This window comes from Phycisphaerae bacterium (assembly GCA_017999985.1).
Classification (GTDB): domain Bacteria; phylum Planctomycetota; class Phycisphaerae; order UBA1845; family Fen-1342; genus JAGNKU01.
The window spans coordinates 28,244-44,738 of record JAGNKU010000016.1; the positions used below are offsets into that span (position 1 = coordinate 28,244).

Annotated in this window: 13 protein-coding genes; 7 read left to right on the forward strand and 6 right to left on the reverse strand. The window is 66.9% G+C overall.

The genetic code is table 11. From position 1 onward, the window contains the following. Positions 1-47 precede the first annotated feature (47 nt). From KA383_17485 to KA383_17500, 4 genes are all read left to right on the forward strand, one after another. Complete coding sequence (locus KA383_17485) at positions 48-965, forward strand: hypothetical protein (protein ID MBP7747911.1); 918 nt, start codon at positions 48-50, stop codon at positions 963-965. Beyond that, entirely contained in the window at positions 965-1,906 is a 942-nt protein-coding gene (locus KA383_17490; protein MBP7747912.1) for a phosphoribosylaminoimidazolesuccinocarboxamide synthase, read from the forward strand. The genes KA383_17485 and KA383_17490 overlap by 1 nt, the downstream gene beginning before the upstream one ends. A gap of 257 nt (positions 1,907-2,163) precedes the next feature. Continuing rightward, positions 2,164-3,048, forward strand: a complete 885-nt coding sequence (locus KA383_17495) for an HDOD domain-containing protein (protein MBP7747913.1) — start codon at positions 2,164-2,166, stop codon at positions 3,046-3,048. Between the two features lie 86 nt (positions 3,049-3,134). Then, positions 3,135-4,040, forward strand: coding sequence for an HDOD domain-containing protein (locus KA383_17500; GenBank protein MBP7747914.1), 906 nt, complete (start codon positions 3,135-3,137; stop codon positions 4,038-4,040). 13 nt (positions 4,041-4,053) lie between these two features. Here KA383_17500 and KA383_17505 read toward each other — a convergent pair whose 3' ends face one another. The 3 genes from KA383_17505 to KA383_17515 form a co-directional block, all read right to left on the reverse strand. Continuing rightward, positions 4,054-5,568: an alkaline phosphatase gene (locus KA383_17505; protein ID MBP7747915.1), complete on the reverse strand. Its 1,515-nt coding sequence runs from the start codon at positions 5,566-5,568 to the stop codon at positions 4,054-4,056. Between the two features lie 122 nt (positions 5,569-5,690). Further along, the gene (locus KA383_17510; protein ID MBP7747916.1) at positions 5,691-7,211 is read right to left on the reverse strand and encodes a beta-lactamase family protein; all 1,521 of its coding nucleotides are present in this window, start codon (positions 7,209-7,211) and stop codon (positions 5,691-5,693) included. A gap of 132 nt (positions 7,212-7,343) precedes the next feature. Next, positions 7,344-8,159, reverse strand: coding sequence for a hypothetical protein (locus KA383_17515; GenBank protein MBP7747917.1), 816 nt, complete (start codon positions 8,157-8,159; stop codon positions 7,344-7,346). 213 nt (positions 8,160-8,372) lie between these two features. On the opposite strand from KA383_17515, the gene KA383_17520 reads away from it, so the two are divergent. After that, positions 8,373-9,785 (forward strand): C39 family peptidase, encoded by a 1,413-nt coding sequence (locus tag KA383_17520; protein MBP7747918.1) that lies wholly within the window; start codon positions 8,373-8,375, stop codon positions 9,783-9,785. A 61-nt stretch (positions 9,786-9,846) separates the two neighbouring features. Here the strand turns inward: KA383_17520 and KA383_17525 are convergent, their stop codons facing one another. The 3 genes from KA383_17525 to KA383_17535 all read right to left on the reverse strand — a co-directional run bounded on the left by KA383_17525 (position 9,847) and on the right by KA383_17535 (position 13,941). Then, complete coding sequence (locus tag KA383_17525) at positions 9,847-11,730, reverse strand: acyl-CoA dehydrogenase family protein (GenBank protein ID MBP7747919.1); 1,884 nt, start codon at positions 11,728-11,730, stop codon at positions 9,847-9,849. 99 nt (positions 11,731-11,829) lie between these two features. Next, entirely contained in the window at positions 11,830-12,864 is a 1,035-nt protein-coding gene (locus tag KA383_17530; GenBank protein ID MBP7747920.1) for an electron transfer flavoprotein subunit alpha/FixB family protein, read from the reverse strand. Between the two features lie 186 nt (positions 12,865-13,050). After that, complete coding sequence (locus tag KA383_17535; GenBank protein MBP7747921.1) at positions 13,051-13,941, reverse strand: electron transfer flavoprotein subunit beta/FixA family protein; 891 nt, start codon at positions 13,939-13,941, stop codon at positions 13,051-13,053. 305 nt (positions 13,942-14,246) lie between these two features. Here KA383_17535 and KA383_17540 point away from each other — a divergent pair, with 305 nt between their 5' ends. Both KA383_17540 and KA383_17545 read left to right on the forward strand, forming a co-directional pair. Further along, positions 14,247-15,020 (forward strand): enoyl-ACP reductase, encoded by a 774-nt coding sequence (locus tag KA383_17540; GenBank protein ID MBP7747922.1) that lies wholly within the window; start codon positions 14,247-14,249, stop codon positions 15,018-15,020. A gap of 822 nt (positions 15,021-15,842) precedes the next feature. Further along, positions 15,843-16,268 carry a hypothetical protein gene (locus KA383_17545; protein ID MBP7747923.1) on the forward strand — a complete coding sequence of 142 codons (426 nt, stop codon included), beginning with the start codon at positions 15,843-15,845 and terminating at the stop codon, positions 16,266-16,268. The last annotated feature ends 227 nt before the right edge of the window (positions 16,269-16,495 follow it).

The following is a 16,495-nucleotide window of genomic DNA, read 5'->3' on the forward strand; positions in this document are numbered from 1 at the left end:
CGTATAATGAAGCGTCTCAGCATGTCTCGTTGCCGTGGAAGGAGCGCATGCGCCTGCTCGCCTTCACAATCCTGCTTTCCGTCGCGGCGGGACTGCAGGCCGACATTTTGCACCTGCGCGATGGTTCCCGCCACTATGGCGAGCTGGTGTCCCAGGACAATAACGTGATTGTATTTCGGATCGTGGCCGCCGACGGCTCGTCCGCGCTCGTCCGATCGTTCCCGGCCGAGCTGGTGCGGAGCGTCGCGCCGGGGGGACGCCCGCCCGTGACGCCGCCCCTCCCCGTCGGGACGGCGCCCGACGCCGCCTTGGCCGCGGATTGTGAACAGATGCTGCGCGAGGCGTTCGAGTTGCTCGACGATGATGACCGCCCGGCAGCCCTGCGCGCCATGCAGCGCGCCGTGCTCGGCGCGCCCCCTGCGCTCTTGGAACGCCTCGCCCAGATGTGCCGCGCGGCACGCGGAGTGGCTCTGGACGAGTTGCTCGCGCGCACGCGCGTCGACGTGGCCGAGCGGGCCCCGGCTGGTCGGGGCTTTCGTTTGCGCTACACGACCCCCTATGAACGGGCGGCGCTCGGACGCGTGCTGGCCGAGATGCACACCGAGCGGCTGAACCGGAAGTACGCGGGACGCACGGTGGCCGCGTGGGCGGCCGAGCCCGCCGCCTACACATCCCTGCAGCCTGATACCCGGGCGCTGGTGCAGGACGCCAGCCGGGCCGCGGCGGCGATCGCGGCGCGGTTACGGCTGGATCCGGCGCTCCGCGGGCAGACCGAGGAACGGACACGCCTCGAGCACACGCGTGGCGATCTCGTGCGCCTGGCCGCCCGGCTGCAGGCGTTGGCGGGCTACACGGCGCCACTCGAAGATGATGACACATTTGACCCGGCCGAAGACGCGGCCGAACGACTCGCGGCGGAAACCGCACCCGCCAGTCAACCCGTGACATGCGATGGAGAGCGCTAATGGCCCCACGGACCGTGATTCGGAAGACGGACCTGCCGGAACTGGTGAATCGCGGCAAGGTGCGCGATGTCTACAAGTTGGGCGGGCGCCTGATGATCGTGGCGACGGACCGCATCTCGGCGTTCGACGTCGTCATGGATCAGCCGGTGCCGGGCAAGGGCATCCTGCTGACCGAGATGTCGCGTTTCTGGCTTGAGACCCTGCCCGCCTGCCAGCCGCATCACCTGGAATACGTGGTCGACGACGACCATGTGCCCCCCGAGTACGCGCCTTACCTGGACCAGCTCAATGGACGCACGATGGTCGTGAAACGCGCCGAGATCCTCCCGATCGAGTGCATCGTGCGCGGCTACATCATCGGCAGCGGCTGGAAAGAGTACCAGACCACGGGGTCCGTCAGCGGAGTGACTCTGCCGCCGGGCCTCCGCCGCGCCGAAAAGCTGGCCGAACCGATCTTCACCCCGTCGACGAAGGCGACGGTCGGGCACGACCAGCCCATCTCGTTCGAGCATGCCTGCGAGACCGTGGCCCGCTTCCTGGCTCCGAAGCGCAGCATCTCCGCCGACGCGCGCGACCTGCTGGAACGTGTCCGCCGGCGATCGCTCGACATCTACACGCAGGCCGCGGCGCACGCGGAGCGCTGCGGCATCATCCTGGCCGACACGAAATTCGAGTTCGGCCTCTACAACGGCGAGCTGCTCCTGGCCGACGAAGTGCTCACGCCCGACTCCTCGCGCTTCTGGCCCAAGGAGCACTACCGGGTCGGCGACGATCAGCCGAGCTTCGACAAGCAGTTCCTGCGCGACTACCTCGAGACGCTGGCTTGGAACAAGCAGCCGCCGCCCCCGCCGATCCCGGACGACGTGATCCGCAAGACCCGTCGCGGGTACGAGGATGCTTATCGGCGCCTGACGGGGCGCACGCTCACGCTGCCGGAGTGATCTTCCCCGCCGCGGGTCCCAGAACACACCGCGTCGGCTCAGGCAGGATTGTGGTGGGCGGGCGGCGCCGTGCATTCAACCACACTTCATGCAGCCGACCGGGGGGCTGGCCGATGAGTGCAGGTGGTTGTTCGTGCGGTCACGGAGCAACCGCGCGCCGTACGGAGGTTCGCCCCTTATCGGACGGCGTGCCATTGCTGATGGCTGCGAGCCGCCGCGGGCGGCGCTCACCGCGCCCCCGGCCTGAAAGGAACTATATGGAATCGGGTACGGCCACGTTGACGCGAACGCTGTCTCCGGCCCTGCAGCGCGTGCTCGCGCGGGTGACGGAGATCAATTCGCTGCCCGAGGTGACGACCCGCATCGTGCGCGTCGTCGAGGACCCGCAGTCCACGGCGCACGACATGCACGAGATCGTGAAGACCGACCCGGCGCTGGCGACCAAGATCTTGCGCGTCGTCAACTCGGCGTTCTACGGCATGCCGGGCCAGGTCGCGAGCCTGGACCGCGCGATCCTGCTGCTGGGGCTCAGCGCGGTGAAGAACATCGCGCTCGCCGCCTCGCTGGCCCGCATGTTCAACGCCGCCGCCGTGGCCAATCATTTCCTGGCGCGCGACCTGTGGCGGCACTCGGTCGCGGTCGGGGTGGGGGCGCGCCTGCTCGCCGAAGCGGGGCAGGAGATCGCGGCGGACGAGGCCTTCGTGGCGGGACTCGTGCACGACCTCGGGCTGATTGTCATGCTGCAGCTCTTCCCCGAGGAAATGAAAGAGCTCGAGGCCCGTTGCCTGGGCGGGAGTGTGTCGTTCCGGGCGCTGGAAGACAGTCTGATCGGCGCGGACCACCAGTTGTTCGGCGACGCGCTCGCCATGCGCTGGGGGTTTCCGGTGGGCCTGCGCGTTGCGGTGGCGTGTCACCATGCGCTCGACGGGCTCACCGGTGAACTGCGCAGGATCGCGACGCTCGTGCACGCGGCCGACACGCTGTGCGCGCACGCCAAGTATGGATTCTGGCTCTCCGCGCGCGACCAGGAAGTCGCGGACGCGACCTGGGCGTACCTGAATGTCTCAACTGACGCGCTTGCCGTCGTACGCGAGCGCCTGCCGGAGCATCTGGAGGAAAACGTGCGCGTGTTTGCCGACTGAGACGGTCGCGATCCGCGCGGGTGGGGCGTGGTGCCGGGACATCACCGCGGTGCACGGCCCGGCGCCTACGCTGAAAGGATGAAGTCATGTCGGATTGCGTGGCGAGTGCCAAAGCGCCCGTCGTCGGCGGCAAGACGCTGCCGCCGGAGCTGCTCAAATCCCTGAACCGGGTGACCGAGCTCAGCTCGCTGCCCGAGATCACGACGCGCATCGTGCAGGTGGTCGAAGACCCCCGCTCGACGGCCCGGCAGATTCACGAGGTCGTGCAGTCCGACCCGGCCCTGGCCACCAAGATCCTCAAGATCGTCAACTCCGCGTTTTACGGCCTGCCGTCCCAGATCGCGAGCCTGGATCGCGCCATCGTCATGCTGGGCCTCAGCGCCGTGAAGAACCTCGCGCTGGCGGCCTCGCTGTCACGCCTGCTCAAGGCCGGCGAGGTGTGCACGGGTTTCTCCACCCGCGACCTGTGGCGCCACAGCGTGGCCGTGGCCGTCGCCGCCAAGCTCCTCGCCCGGGTCGGTCGCTACGCGCTCGGCGACGAAGCATTCGTCGCCGGCCTCGTGCACGACATGGGCCTGATCGTCGTCCAGCAGCTCTTCACGGAAAAGACCCGCGACGTGGCGGAACGCTGCCTCGCCACACCGCAAAGCTACTGCGCCGCCGAGGAGACCATTATCGGTGCCGACCACCAGTTGTTCGGCGCGGTCCTGGCCACAAAATGGAAATTCCCGCCGGCCCTGCGTTTCGCGATCGGCTACCACCACGAACCGAGCTCGCTCCAGCCCGAATTCCAGCGCATCGCCGGGCTCATCTACCTGGCGGACACGCTGAGCTGTCGCGGCCAACACGGCTACTGGCTGACCGGCCACACGCAGGACTATCCGGAGTGGCTGCTGCAACTCGCCGGCCTGACGCTGCCGGACATTGAGCAGGTTGGCAACGAGCTCGGCGCACAGCTCGTCGAAGCCGAGCAGATCTTCGGCAGCGATTGAGCGGACCGCGCTGCTACGCCCAGTCTGGCGGCAGATGCTCGGGGGCCGCGGCGGCATAACGCTGGGCCTGCTCGGTGCTCATCCGCGGGTTCTGGTGGTGGATATCCAGCAGCGCTGTGAGGGGCTCGAAAGCCTCCGCGTTCTGGCGCAGGCCCGCGAAGCGCTCCGCCCCCGGCCCCAGCGCCGTCACCAAAGTCAGATCCTGTGTGTGCGATACGCCCGTCCAGCTCACCCCATTGTGATTCGCGAGGATTTCACCCAGCACCGCCAACAGGCCCGCGCGCTGCGCGTTCAGCGCCGCCGTCGCCGCGCCGGCCGCGACGTTGCGCAACACGTCCGCATGTTCCCTGGAAATGTCCACGCCCTGCGCCACCCGCACGAGCTCGATGACGCGCTCGGCCGGCAGGGCAGGCTGGTCCCGGCCCGGGCGCAGGTCGCACGCCAGGCGGTCCAGTGACATCGTCGCCCGCGTCAGACGCGCGAGGCAGCGCTGGCTGGCGCCGTAGCCGCCGCCCATGCCGTTGAGACCCGGGTTGGCGTTGCCGTGGTCGCTCGTGATGACGACCAGCGTGTCGCCCCGGCGGCGCGCGAACGCCACCACGGCCGCGATGGCATCGTCAAAGGCCAGTTGGTCCCACAGTAGCGCCGCGGCGTCGTTGCCGTGCGCCGCGTGGTCGACGCGCCCGCCTTCGACCTGCAGCACGAAGCCTCGGTCGCCGGCCGCGAGCAGCTCCAGCGCCGCCTGCGTCATCTCCGCCAGCGTCGGGACGCGCTGCGCCAGCTCAGCGGTATTGCGCTGATCGATGGTGTAAGGCAGGTGACCGTCGTCGAACAGGCCGAGCACGCGCGGCGGCCGGGCGCTGCCGGTCAGTTGCCCGCGCTGCTCCCAGAACGTGTAGCCCCGGCCGACGAACTCGCCGATCAGATCGTGTCCGTCCTTGCGCCGCGCCGCGTCAAAGAACTTCCGCCCGCCGCCCAGGATGACATCCACGCGGTCCAGGTACTGCGGTGCAATTAACTGCTCGTCGCCGCGATTGGTCTGCACGGCGGCAAAGCCGGCCGGCGTCGCGTGTGTCACCGTCGTCGTGGTGACGAGCCCCATGCGCAAGCCCGCGTCGTGCACCAGCGCGCCGATCGGCGTGAGCGTCGTGCCGTCCGGCAGCACGTTCAGAAAACCGTTGAACACGCGGCTGCCGCTGCTCCAGGCAGTCGAGGCGGCGGCCGAGTCCGTCACCGGCGAATTCAGCGACCCGGTGTCAAAGAAGCCGAGCGTGTTCCGCGGATCGCGCAACAACGCCGCCCACGCCGTCCCCGTCTCGCGGACCAGTTGCGAGAACGGCTCCGCCAGCGAGGGCACACCCAGGCTCATGCCATCGGCCACCATGAAGACGATGTTCCGCGGGCGGCCAGCCGTGGACGTCGTCGGGGCGTCCTGCGCCCGGGTCGCGCCGAGCAGCCCGGCGCTCAGACCGGCGGCAATACCCAGTTCGAGCAGTTCACGACGATTCAATTCCCGCGGGTCACGCATGTGATTGGCGCACTCCGTCCTTTGCACCGGTGGGCCGAACGCACGGCCGGGCCGGGGCCATGGACGATTATACGCGCTGGAGTGTTTTCAATGCGCTAAGACGGCGCGCAGGTCACCACAGGTTATGGGAGCCGCGCCAGTAGCTCGGCGAGCTGGTCGCCGACCACTTCCGCTGCCTGGTCGTAGTTGCACAGGACCACGACCGTGCAGCCCGCATCGAGATACATGTCGAACCGGGCGCTGATGCCCGCGAAACCGCCGCTGTGGCCCACGACGCGATTGCCCGGCGTGCCGCGGATCGCGAAACCGTGGCCGTACCCCTGGCCTTGACCGCCGGACTGCGCCGACGGCGTCCACATCCGGGCCGCCGTCTCTGGTTTGACAAGCTTGTTGGTGCGCAAGGCCTGATCGAAGCGCAGCAAATCCTCAACCGTGGAGAACCCGCCGCCCGCCGGCCCGCCGCGAATCACGTGCTTGAAGAGATTGGTTTCCCAATGCTCGCCGACGTCGTCCGCCGCCCAAGTGTAGCCGACGGCCAGGTTCGGCACCGGCCGGTCCAGGTCGTAGCAGTCGCTGTTGGTCATGCCCGCCGGCGTATAGATGTTTTTCCGCACGTAGTCGTAGTAGCTCCCGCCCGAGACCTTCTCGACCACCGCCCCGAGCAGCAGGAACCCCGTGTTGCTGTACGCGTACCGTGTGCCGGGCTCGAATGCCAGCGTCGCCTCCACAAGCGGTTTGTAGTCGTCCACGACGCGGAATCTCTCGCGCGACCCCGCCATGAACGTGTCATTGAAGTACGACCCGAGCCCCGCCGTATGCGTCAGCAAATGCTCGATCGTGATCTTGTCGGCCACCTCCCGCGGCAGCCAGTCCGGGCCGAGATACTTGCTCACCGGGTCGGCAAGACTCAGTTTCCCCCGCTCGGCGAGCTGCGCGATCGCTACCGCCGTGAACGACTTGTTGATCGACCCCAGGTTGAACTTCGTGTCCACCTTGTTGGGTATGTCGAAGTCCTTGCTCGCCTGACCCCACGCGCCCTTGAACCACACCTCCCCATCCTTCGCCAACAGGACCGCGCCCGAGAACACGTCTGCGGTGACGAGTCGCTCGATGAAGCGCTGCAATTCTTCGATCAGCTCGGGCCGCGTCAACTTGGGCGCCGGGGGCAGGTCCGTCGGCGGTCGCGCCGGTGAGATGGTCAGGCCGGCGATGCGGTGCGGCGGCTCACTTTCCACCTGCATCATGAGGCCGCGCCAGCCGCCGGTCAGTTTCTGCCGCAAGATCGCCACCAACTCGCCAGCGCGGCGCGGCTGTTCGTAAGTGCGGATCGCGTAAAACTCGAGCCCGCCGCTCGCGCGCCGCACCCGCCGGAAGAAGTTCAGGTGATCCTTCATTGGCATGAAGTCACGGAACTCGGGCGCGAACGTGTCGTTAATGAACGCGCTCATGCGCGCGTCGTCGCCGGCGTTGATGGCGTCCAGCAGCCCGGTGAGGCGCTCGCCGGCAGGGCCGCTCGGCAGCTCGCGCACATCCTTGAAGTCGCCAGGCGATGGCTGTCCGAGCGCGTCGGGGAGCGCGTCGGTCGCGCTGGCCAGGGACACCGAGATCAGGACCGGCAGCCACAAGCGGTTCCACAGACCCATGCGATGCTCCTTCTTCTGGAGTGGTCTGAATGCGGGCACAGTCTAACTGCACAGGGTTGGGGACGCCGACCGGGGGCGCCACCGGTCAAGAAATTCGCACGTGTAGTCTCCCGCGTGGCCGTCGGCCGGTGATTACCGTGGCTCCAGCAAAGGTCCCGTGAAGGCGCGCTGGAAACGCGCATAGTCAGCGAAGTCGACATCGCCGTCGCTGTCGAGATCGGCTTCGCTGGGGTCTTCGGCCGGGGTGGGGGCGAACTCGGCCGAGACGACGTAACCGGCTTCGCCCGAGACCAGGGGGTAATCGTCCCATCCCTCCCAGGCCTCCCCATGCAGATCGGTGGCGACCAATAGCTCGTACACGCCCGGCGGAAGCTCCGTTGCGAACGCGACAGACATGTCCGTGAATAGCTCGGGGCTCCATTCGCCGCTGCTCATTTCGAGGTAGATACTGTTTGCATAGAGCGTTGGGCCGGCGACCTGCCGGAGTTCGACGTTCGCATGGAGCAAGAGCGTCCAGGCAGAGGAGGTCCCGTCGGCGAAGCCACCGAGCGAGACGTACCCGACCAGATCGACCGTCGCGCGCTGCGGAACGGCGAAGCGCACCTGACAGCGGTTCTCGGCAGACTCGAAGTAGAGGGGACCGTAATTCGGTCCAGACGTGACGATGATGTCCGCCGCGCCGAACGCGTCGATCGTCGCCGCCGTCACCGCGGAATACTGGCCGGCGCTCGCAGCCCGCGGGACGGTCGGTGATTGCGCGCAGATGTCCGCCTGCCACAGGTCGAATCCAACCGCCGAATTGTACTCCTCGACGTTCTCGGGGCTGTTTGGTTCGTACCGCTCGCCGACCGCGGCCTGGACGTGCCGGTCCTGTTGCACGGGATAGATCGGCTGCGCGGTGGCGGCGACACTCAGTGCCAAAGCAATGAAGGCGGCCAGACGAGACATGCAACGCTCCTTTTCCCCGGGGCGTGGGCGGTGCACCCGTTGTCCGCACCGTACCCCGAATGATGGCGCGATCCGCGAGACCCTCAACCCCAGTATAGAGATGGCCCACGTCGCATCTCAAGCCAATTCAGCGCCGCGCCGGGCGGGTATCCGTCCAGCGGTTGTAACCTCCTTCCCCGCGCCGTGTACAATTCGGCAGCCGGGAGACTCGCCATGCGCTCTGCCTGCCTGCTCGCGACGATCCTGCCACTTCTGTGTGTCGCCGCCCTTGCCGACGCTCCCTATGCCGACGTCCTCATCGCGGACGTGCCGCACGTCGTCCAGAAGCCCGACTTCTGCGGCGAGGCCTGCGCCGAGATGTACCTCCGCAAGCGCGGCCATATCATCACGCAGGACCAGGTGTTCAACGCGTCCGGCCTGGACCCGACCCTCGGCCGCGGTTGCTACACGGCCGAGCTGGACACCGCCCTTGGTCGCCTGGGATTTAGGACCGGCGCGGTCCGCTACACGGTGGCGGCGGCCCGGGCGGACCAGCAACTCGAAGAGCAGTGGGGGGCCTTGCATGCCGATCTCCTCCAGGGTGTACCGTCCATCGTCTGCATGCACTACAGCGACCAGCCGCGGACCACCGAGCATTTCCGGCTGGTCCTCGGCTATCGCGCGGAGTCCGACGAAGTCGTCTATCACGAGCCGGCGGAAGTCGACGGCGCGTACCGGCGTATGCCGCGCACGCAGTTCCTCAAGCTCTGGCCGCTCAAGTACGAAGCCAAGCGGTGGCAGGTCATCCGCTTTCGTCTCGCGGCGGACAAGATTGTGGCTCCGCCGGCGACGGAGGGCTTCACCAGCGCGGACTATGCTCAGCACATTCTCGAGCTGAAGAAGAAGCTGCCGTCGCATGGCGACTTCACGATCGTCGTGCAGCCGCCCTTCGTTGTCATCGGCGACGAGTCACGCGACACGGTCCGCCGACGCGCGGAGGACACCGTGAAATTCGCCGTCGATCGCCTGAAGCGCGATTTCTTCCAGCGCGATCCGGCGGAGATCCTCGACATCTGGTTGTTCAAGGATGATGCCAGCTACCGGCGAAACGCGAAAACGATCTTCAACGACGAGCCCACGACGCCGTTCGGGTATTACTCGAGCACGAACAAGGCGCTGGTGATGAACATCGCGACGGGTGGTGGAACGCTGGTGCACGAGATCGTGCATCCGTTCATGCGCGCGAATTTCGCGGAGTGTCCGCCGTGGTTCAACGAGGGGCTGGGCAGCCTGTACGAGCAGAGCTGCGACCGGGACGGCCACATTCGCGGCCTGACGAACTGGCGGCTGCGCGGCTTGCAGGACGCGCTCCGCGGCGACGGCGTGCCGACGATCGAGGCGCTGACGGCGATGGACACGGACGCGTTCTACGAGCACGACCGCGGGACGAACTACTCCCAGTCGCGCTATCTGTGCTACTACTTGCAGGAGAAGGGCCTGCTGGTGAAGTTTTATCGCGCCTTCGTCGCTGCGCAGGCAGACGACCCGACGGGCTACAAGACACTGCAAGCCACGCTTGGCGAAACCGACATGGCCGCCTTCCAACGCAAGTGGGAAAAGTACGTCCTGAAGCTGAGATTCCCGTAAATCGGAGAGCGGAGCTGCTCCTGGACCATTGCTCGGCCGGACGCTCTCTTTCACAGGAAGCCTAATCCTTCGCCGGCACCGGCCCCGCAATTAGCGCATATTCCTCCAGCGGCGTACGGTCGCCAGTCGCGATCAGCTCCGCGTTCAGCCGCACCTTCGCCATCTCAACGTCGATGAACCGCCGCGCCACGCGCTGCTTCCGTTGCCGCAGCGCCGCCAGCTTCGCCTCGGACAGAATCGCCTGCGGCCCCGGCGCGCCCGCCGGCCCCGCCGCCTGTTGCAGCAGCAGATGCCCGATGAACACCGCCGCCGCCGCATCGACCAGTCGCCGGCCCGCCAGATCGAGATAGTCCGTGCTCTGGCTCTTCACGAACGCGATCGAGTTCAGCACGTGCATCCGCCCCTCGACGAGCTTCTGCTTCAGCTCCGCCAGCACCGGGTCGGCGTAGTTGCGTTCCTCGAACTCCAGCACGCGTTTCTCGAACGCCCCCGAGCACACGCCGCGCACCGCCGCCACGATCTGAAGCTGGCTCGTGCCCTCGTAGATATTCGTGATGCGGGCGTCGCGCAGGTAGCGTTCCGCCGGATAGTCCCGCATGTAGCCCGACCCGCCCAGGACCTGCAGCCCCATGTCCGCCACGCGATTGCACATCTCGGATGCGTAATACTTGCTCATCGGCGTGAGCATGCCGTTGAGCCGCTTCAGCGTCCGCGCGAGTTCCTTGCGCGCCTTCAACTCGTCCTTGTCGGCTGGCGGGCTGAATTCCAGCACCATCGTGTTGTTGTTTTCGATGTCGCACACGCGGCTCGTCTCGTACGTCAGCGCGCGGGCCGCCTCGATCGCGATCTTCATTTCCGTGATCATGTCCGCGACCGCCGGCAGCCGCTCGATCGGCCCGCCGAACTGCTTGCGCGAGTTCGCATACGTCCGCGCCAGCCGATACGCCGCCTCGGCGATGCCGAGCGACTGCCCGGCGATGCCGACGCGGGCGCCATTCATGAGCGCCATGACGTAGGTGATGAGTCCGCGTTGCCGCTGGCCGATCAGCTTCGCCGGTGCGTCGTCATAGACGAGTTCGCACGTCGGCGACCCGTGAATACCAAGCTTGTGCTCCAGGTGTCGGACGCGGATGCGGTTGCTGCGCTCCGACAGGAACAGGCTCAGCCCGCGCCCGTCGGCGATGTCCGCCTCGCTGCGCGCCAGCGTGAGCAGGATCTCGCCGCAGCCGTTCGTGATGAACCGCTTCACGCCGCGCAGGTACCACTGCCCGTTTTCCTCGATCGCCCGCAGGCGGACGGCCTGAAGATCGCTGCCGGCGTCGGGCTCGGTGAGGACCATCGCCCCCGTAACCTCGCCGCGCGCGAATCGCGGCAGGTACTCGTCCTTGACCGCGTCGTCGGCGAAGGCATTGATCGTCTCGGCGATGCCCTGCAGGCCGAAGATGTTCATCAGCGAGGCATCGGCCCGGCTGACGATCTCGATGGCCATCGAGTAGATCAGGTTCGGGCAGTTCAGCCCCCCGTACTTACGGGGCAGGGTGAAGCCCATCAGGTCGGCCTGCGCCAGCCGGCGCAGGTTGTCCTGCACGAGCGGATGCAGCGTGACGGTGCCGTCCTCGTTGAGCGTGTTGCCCTCGGCGTCGATCTGCTCCGCGCGCGGGGCGATGGTATTGCCGGCAACGTCGCCGACGATTTCGAGGATGCGACGATAGTTGTCGATCGCATCAGCCTCGTCGACGGGCGCATAGTCGCACGTGTGACACTGCTCCTTGTGCCACTGCTCTTGAGCAGTGTCTTCCGCGCCGGCCTTCGGGTGCTGCCCCGGAGCAGTAGCACCCGCGCGCCCCTCCGCGAACCCGCGTTCCTGCACTCGCGCCAGCTCGGCGAGGTCCATGTGGTGGAAGAGGAAAAGGATGTCGTCGTTGTCAGTGAAGAAGTTGGGCATAAGAAAAGCTCTCAGCTATCAGCCTTCAGCCGTCAGCCAGAAACTGCATGGTTTTCCGGGAGGCCTCGCACTTCTGACTTCTGACCTCACGTTTCTGACTTATTCCTTCGGCCGCTCCTTGATCGCCTTCACCATCATCGGAATCACCTGGTTCAAATCCCCGACGATCCCGTAATGCGCCACGCCGAAGATCGGCGCTTCCTTGTCCCAGTTGATCGCCACGATCTTGGCCGACTCTTCCATGCCCGCCCGGTGCTGGATCGCGCCGCTGATGCCGCATGCGATGTACAGCGCGGGCCGCACGGTCGTGCCGGTCTGGCCCACCTGGTGCGCCTTGTCGATGAACCCGCCATCGACCGCGGCCCGCGACGCGCCCACGGCCCCGCCGATCGCGCCTGCCAAATCGTGAATCACCTTGAAGTTCGCCTTGCTCCCCACGCCGCCGCCGCCCGCGACGATCGTCCGCGCGCCCTTCAGGTTCACCTTCCGCGGCTCGCGGTGCCGCTGAATCAGCCGGACGGCGAAATCCTGCTCCTCGAACTGGACCTTCTCCGCCACGATTTCGCCCTTGCGCTGCATGTTCGGCTCGCGCAGCGGCATGACGCCCTCGCGTACCGTCGCCATCTGCGGCCAGCGCTCGGGATTGATGATCGTCGCGATGATGTTCCCGCCGAACGCGGGCCGGATCTGCAGCAGCAGGTTCTTGTGCGTGACCTTCGCCGCCGGATCGGGCACGTCGGCGATGTCGAGATCGGTGCAGTCCGCGGTCAGTCCGCAGCGCATCTGTGAAGCCACGCGCGGCGCCAGGTCGCGGCCGAGCGCGGTCGCGCCGAACAGCACGATCTGCGGCTTGTGCTTCTCGATCAGCGTGCAGATCGCGCGCGCGTACGGCTGCGTCTGGTAGTGCTCCAGCCGCCGATCCTCGACGAGATAGACGTTGTCCGCACCATGCTGAATCAGCCGGTACGACAGCTCGCGGGCATTCCAGCCGACGAGCACCGCGCCCATCTTCACGCCCAGCCGTTCAGCCAGCTCGCGCGCCTTGCCGCAGAGCTCCAGCGCGACATCATGCAGCGCGGCGTCTTCCTGCTCCGCGAAAACCCAGACCTCGCCTTGTCGATTCACAGGAATCATGGCAACTCCGACGAAAAGTCAGCAGTCAGCAGTCAGAAGTCATAAGTGCCGACCGCCCGCCCACGGTTCTCGTTCCATGCACGCGTGTCGGCGCGGTTGCTTCTCATACTTCTGACTCATCACTTCGAGCTTCTGACTTCGCGCTTCCGACTTCCGACCTAATACTTTGACTTATTACTTCTTGCTTCATCCCAGCGTGTGATCCACGACGAGTTCGCGGATCAGTCTGCGCACGCCCTCTTCCGTCGGCGGAATCTCGGTGTAGCCCTCTTTCGTGAGCACGATCGCCTGCACGCGGTGCACCTTCGTCGGCGAGCCGGCCAGACCGCACCAGCTCAGGTCCGCTTTGATGTCGTCCAGCCCCCACTGGTCCATCATCAGCCCCCGCGCCCGCAGCGTCTCCGCCCGCCGTTCAACCTCGGCCTCCAGCGCCGCCGGCGACAACTCAGCTGGAGCTTTGTGCTCTCCCGGGGACAGCAAAGCTCCTGCTTTGCTTTCTTCCTTCACCGCCGCCTCCAACTCCGCCCGCACCACCGCGCGCTTGTACTTCATCACGCGCCGTGCGGCCGGCGGACGCGGCTCGGCCGCTGTGTCGAGCACCGTGATCAGCACCGGCAGCCGCACTTCGACCAGCTCCCACCCATTGCCGACGTTCCGGCGAATACGGGCGGTGCGGTCCTTCAGCTCGACGAGTTCCTCCAGGTACGTCACCTGCGGGATGCCGAGCTTCTCGGCGCACTGCGGCCCGACCTGCGCGGTGTCGCCGTCGATGGCCTGCCGGCCGCAGAAGACGAAGTCGTACTGGCCGAGCGTGCGGATCGCCCGGCTGAGGATGTAGCTCGTCGCGAGCGTGTCGCTGGCGGCGGCCCGGCGATCGGTGAGCAGGATGGCCCGGTCGGCGCCGCGATAGAGGCAGTCGCGGAGCACGTCCGCGGCCTTCGGCGGGCCCATGCTGATGACGGTCACGGTCCCGCCGTAGCGGTCGCGGACCTGGAGTGCGACCTCCAGCGCATGGAGGTCTTCGGGGTTGAACACGGTCGGCAGGGCGGCGCGGTTGACGGTGCCGTCGGCCTTCATGGCCTCGGCGGTGATGTTCGCCGTGTCGGGGACCTGCTTGACGCAAACGACGCTGTGGTACGGCACGTTTAGGCTCCCTCACACTCTCCACCGTGGAAAGCCCCGCGAAACTAGCAGCGCGCCGCCGGAGCGTCAAGGGAAGGGGAAGCCACGGAGCCACGGAGGGCTGAGGGGCTGCGCCGTCCTTCGTCGCTTCGTGGCTCCGTGGCTCCGTGGCTTCCTCCTTGCTTTCCCCCTTCGCCCGCCTAAGCTTGTGCGAGCTGATACTTGTTTCGGGCGAGGAGTCGAACGTGAAGAACATGTCAATGGGCCTGATGGACGGGAAGAAGGGCATCATCTTCGGCGTCGCGAACGACCGTTCGATCGCGTGGCACATCGCCGAGCGGCTGCACGCCGAGGGCGCCGAGCTGGCGTTCACGCACCTGCCGCCGCCGAAGATGGAACGCCGCGTCCGGCTGCTGGCCGAGCCGCTGGGGGCGACGTGCATCGTGCCCTGCGACGTGACCGATGACGCCCAGATCAAGGCCGCGTTTCAGGAGGCGAACCGGCAGATCGGCCCGCTCGACTTCATCCTGCACTCGATCGCGTACGCCAGCCGGGCGGCCCTGTCGAACCCGTACTACAAGACGAGCCGCGCCGACTTCGCCCAGGCGCTGGACATCAGCGTCTACTCGCTCGTCGCCCTGTGCCAGCACGGCCTGCGCTACCTGAACGCGGGCGCGAGCATCCTGACGCTCAGCTACCTCGGCGCCGTCAAGATGGTCCCCGGCTACAACGTCATGGGCGTCTGCAAGGCCGCCCTCGAATCCAGCGTCCGCTACCTCGCCGGCGAGCTCGGCCGCGAGAAGGACATCCGTGTCAACGCAATCTCCGCCGGCCCGGTGCAGACGCTGTCGGCCGCCGGCGTCAGCGACTTCGACAAGATCCTGCGGCACTATCCGCTGAAGGCCCCGCTGCACCGCAACATCCGCCCGACGGAAATCGGCACGAGCGGGTTGTACTTCCTGAGCGATCTATCGAGCGGCGTAACCGGCGAGGTCCACTACGTCGATTGCGGCTACAGCATCGTCGGCTGGTAGCCGCCGATCCCCGAATCGGCTGTCCCGCTCGGGTACGGGGAAGCTCCGGCTTCGCCGCATGTGTGGCACCGCCACCCTACCGGTGAAGTTGTGGCACCACCGTCTCGGTGGTGGTGTAGTGGCACCGGCGTCTCGCCGGTTGGGGGAGAGCGAAGCTCTGCTTTGCTCGCCGGTGATGTAGGGTCCGCCCCCCGTGGCCGACGTGTAGCAGCCGACCCCCGAGTCGGCCGTCATAGCTGGGGGATAGGCCTCCGGCCTGTCGTCTGACCGACCGGAGGTCGGTCCCCCAAGTGGGGGCCACACTGCGTCCGCCCGGCCGTGGGCGCGTCCAGAAACTGGCGGCCCTTCAGGCGGGCCGCAGGTCGGTAGCTGGGGGCGTCCGCGCCCCCGGACACCAGCGCCGCGCCGCCGATCCTCAAGCCCCAGCAGCGCGCTGGTTTGTCCCGCTCCGTGCCTGCGTGCCTCCGTGACTGCGTGCCTTCGTCCCTTTCAGTGTCCCATCCGCCCGAAGGGCGCACGCCGGTTGCCAGGGTCTTCAGACCCTGGAGGGCGAGGCATCCTCGTCATTCTCCCTTCAGCCTGGAGGGATGACGAAGCGTTGTGGTCGAGCGACGCCCACGGGAGAATGGCAGCAGGTGTCCGCGCGGCACCTGATGACGCGTGGAATGGGACCGTGCCCTGAGAGCCGCCGCCGCGCTGCGCGAGAGATGGAAGGCCGTGTACCAGTCGGATGAACACCCTTCTGTGGAAAGCATGCGAGCGCTGTGAATCGCCCAATGGGCGTGCACAACTCTGTGCGCCGCCCTGGTCGGTCTGTTCATCGTGAGTTACTACCAGGCCGTCGTCTGCATCGACGCAGCGGGGCAACCGCGTGTGCTGATCGCGCAGGGCAGCGTGTCCGTGACGATCCATTGCGAGCAGCCGGTTGACGTGTGCTGCGGCCCGGGGGCAACGCTGTCCAAGGGGCGTTGGCAGACCCTGGCAACGCCGTCGATTCCGCTGCTGACGGTGCAGGCGGCAATGCAGTCGTGGTCCACACCAGTCACGATACGGATCTGGCTGTGGCTGCTGATCGTCGTGTCGGGCTGCGCCGCCGGGATGTTTGCCTTGGGAGTACGTATGCGTAGGTCGGCGCGCCGGGTGTGCTCGTCGTGCGGCTACGACCTCACCGGCAATGTCACCGGGCGGTGTTCGGAGTGTGGTCACGAGTGCAGCCGGGATATTCGTTACACGGGGCGACGGGAGTGACGCTTCAATTGTCCCCTGCGGGGACTCTCATTGGAGGAAGAAGGGGAGATGTAGGGGGCCGATTTCCACGGGCTTGCGCCCGAGGCTACTCACAGACGCCCGCTGCGCGGGCTAGGAGGGAAAAGGACGGTGGTGGGGCTCGCCGTCCAGGGTCTGAAGCCCCTGGCAACCGTCGTGCGCCCTTCGGGCGACGAGTCCGAAAGGGCGGTTCTACGGGAACGTCCGCG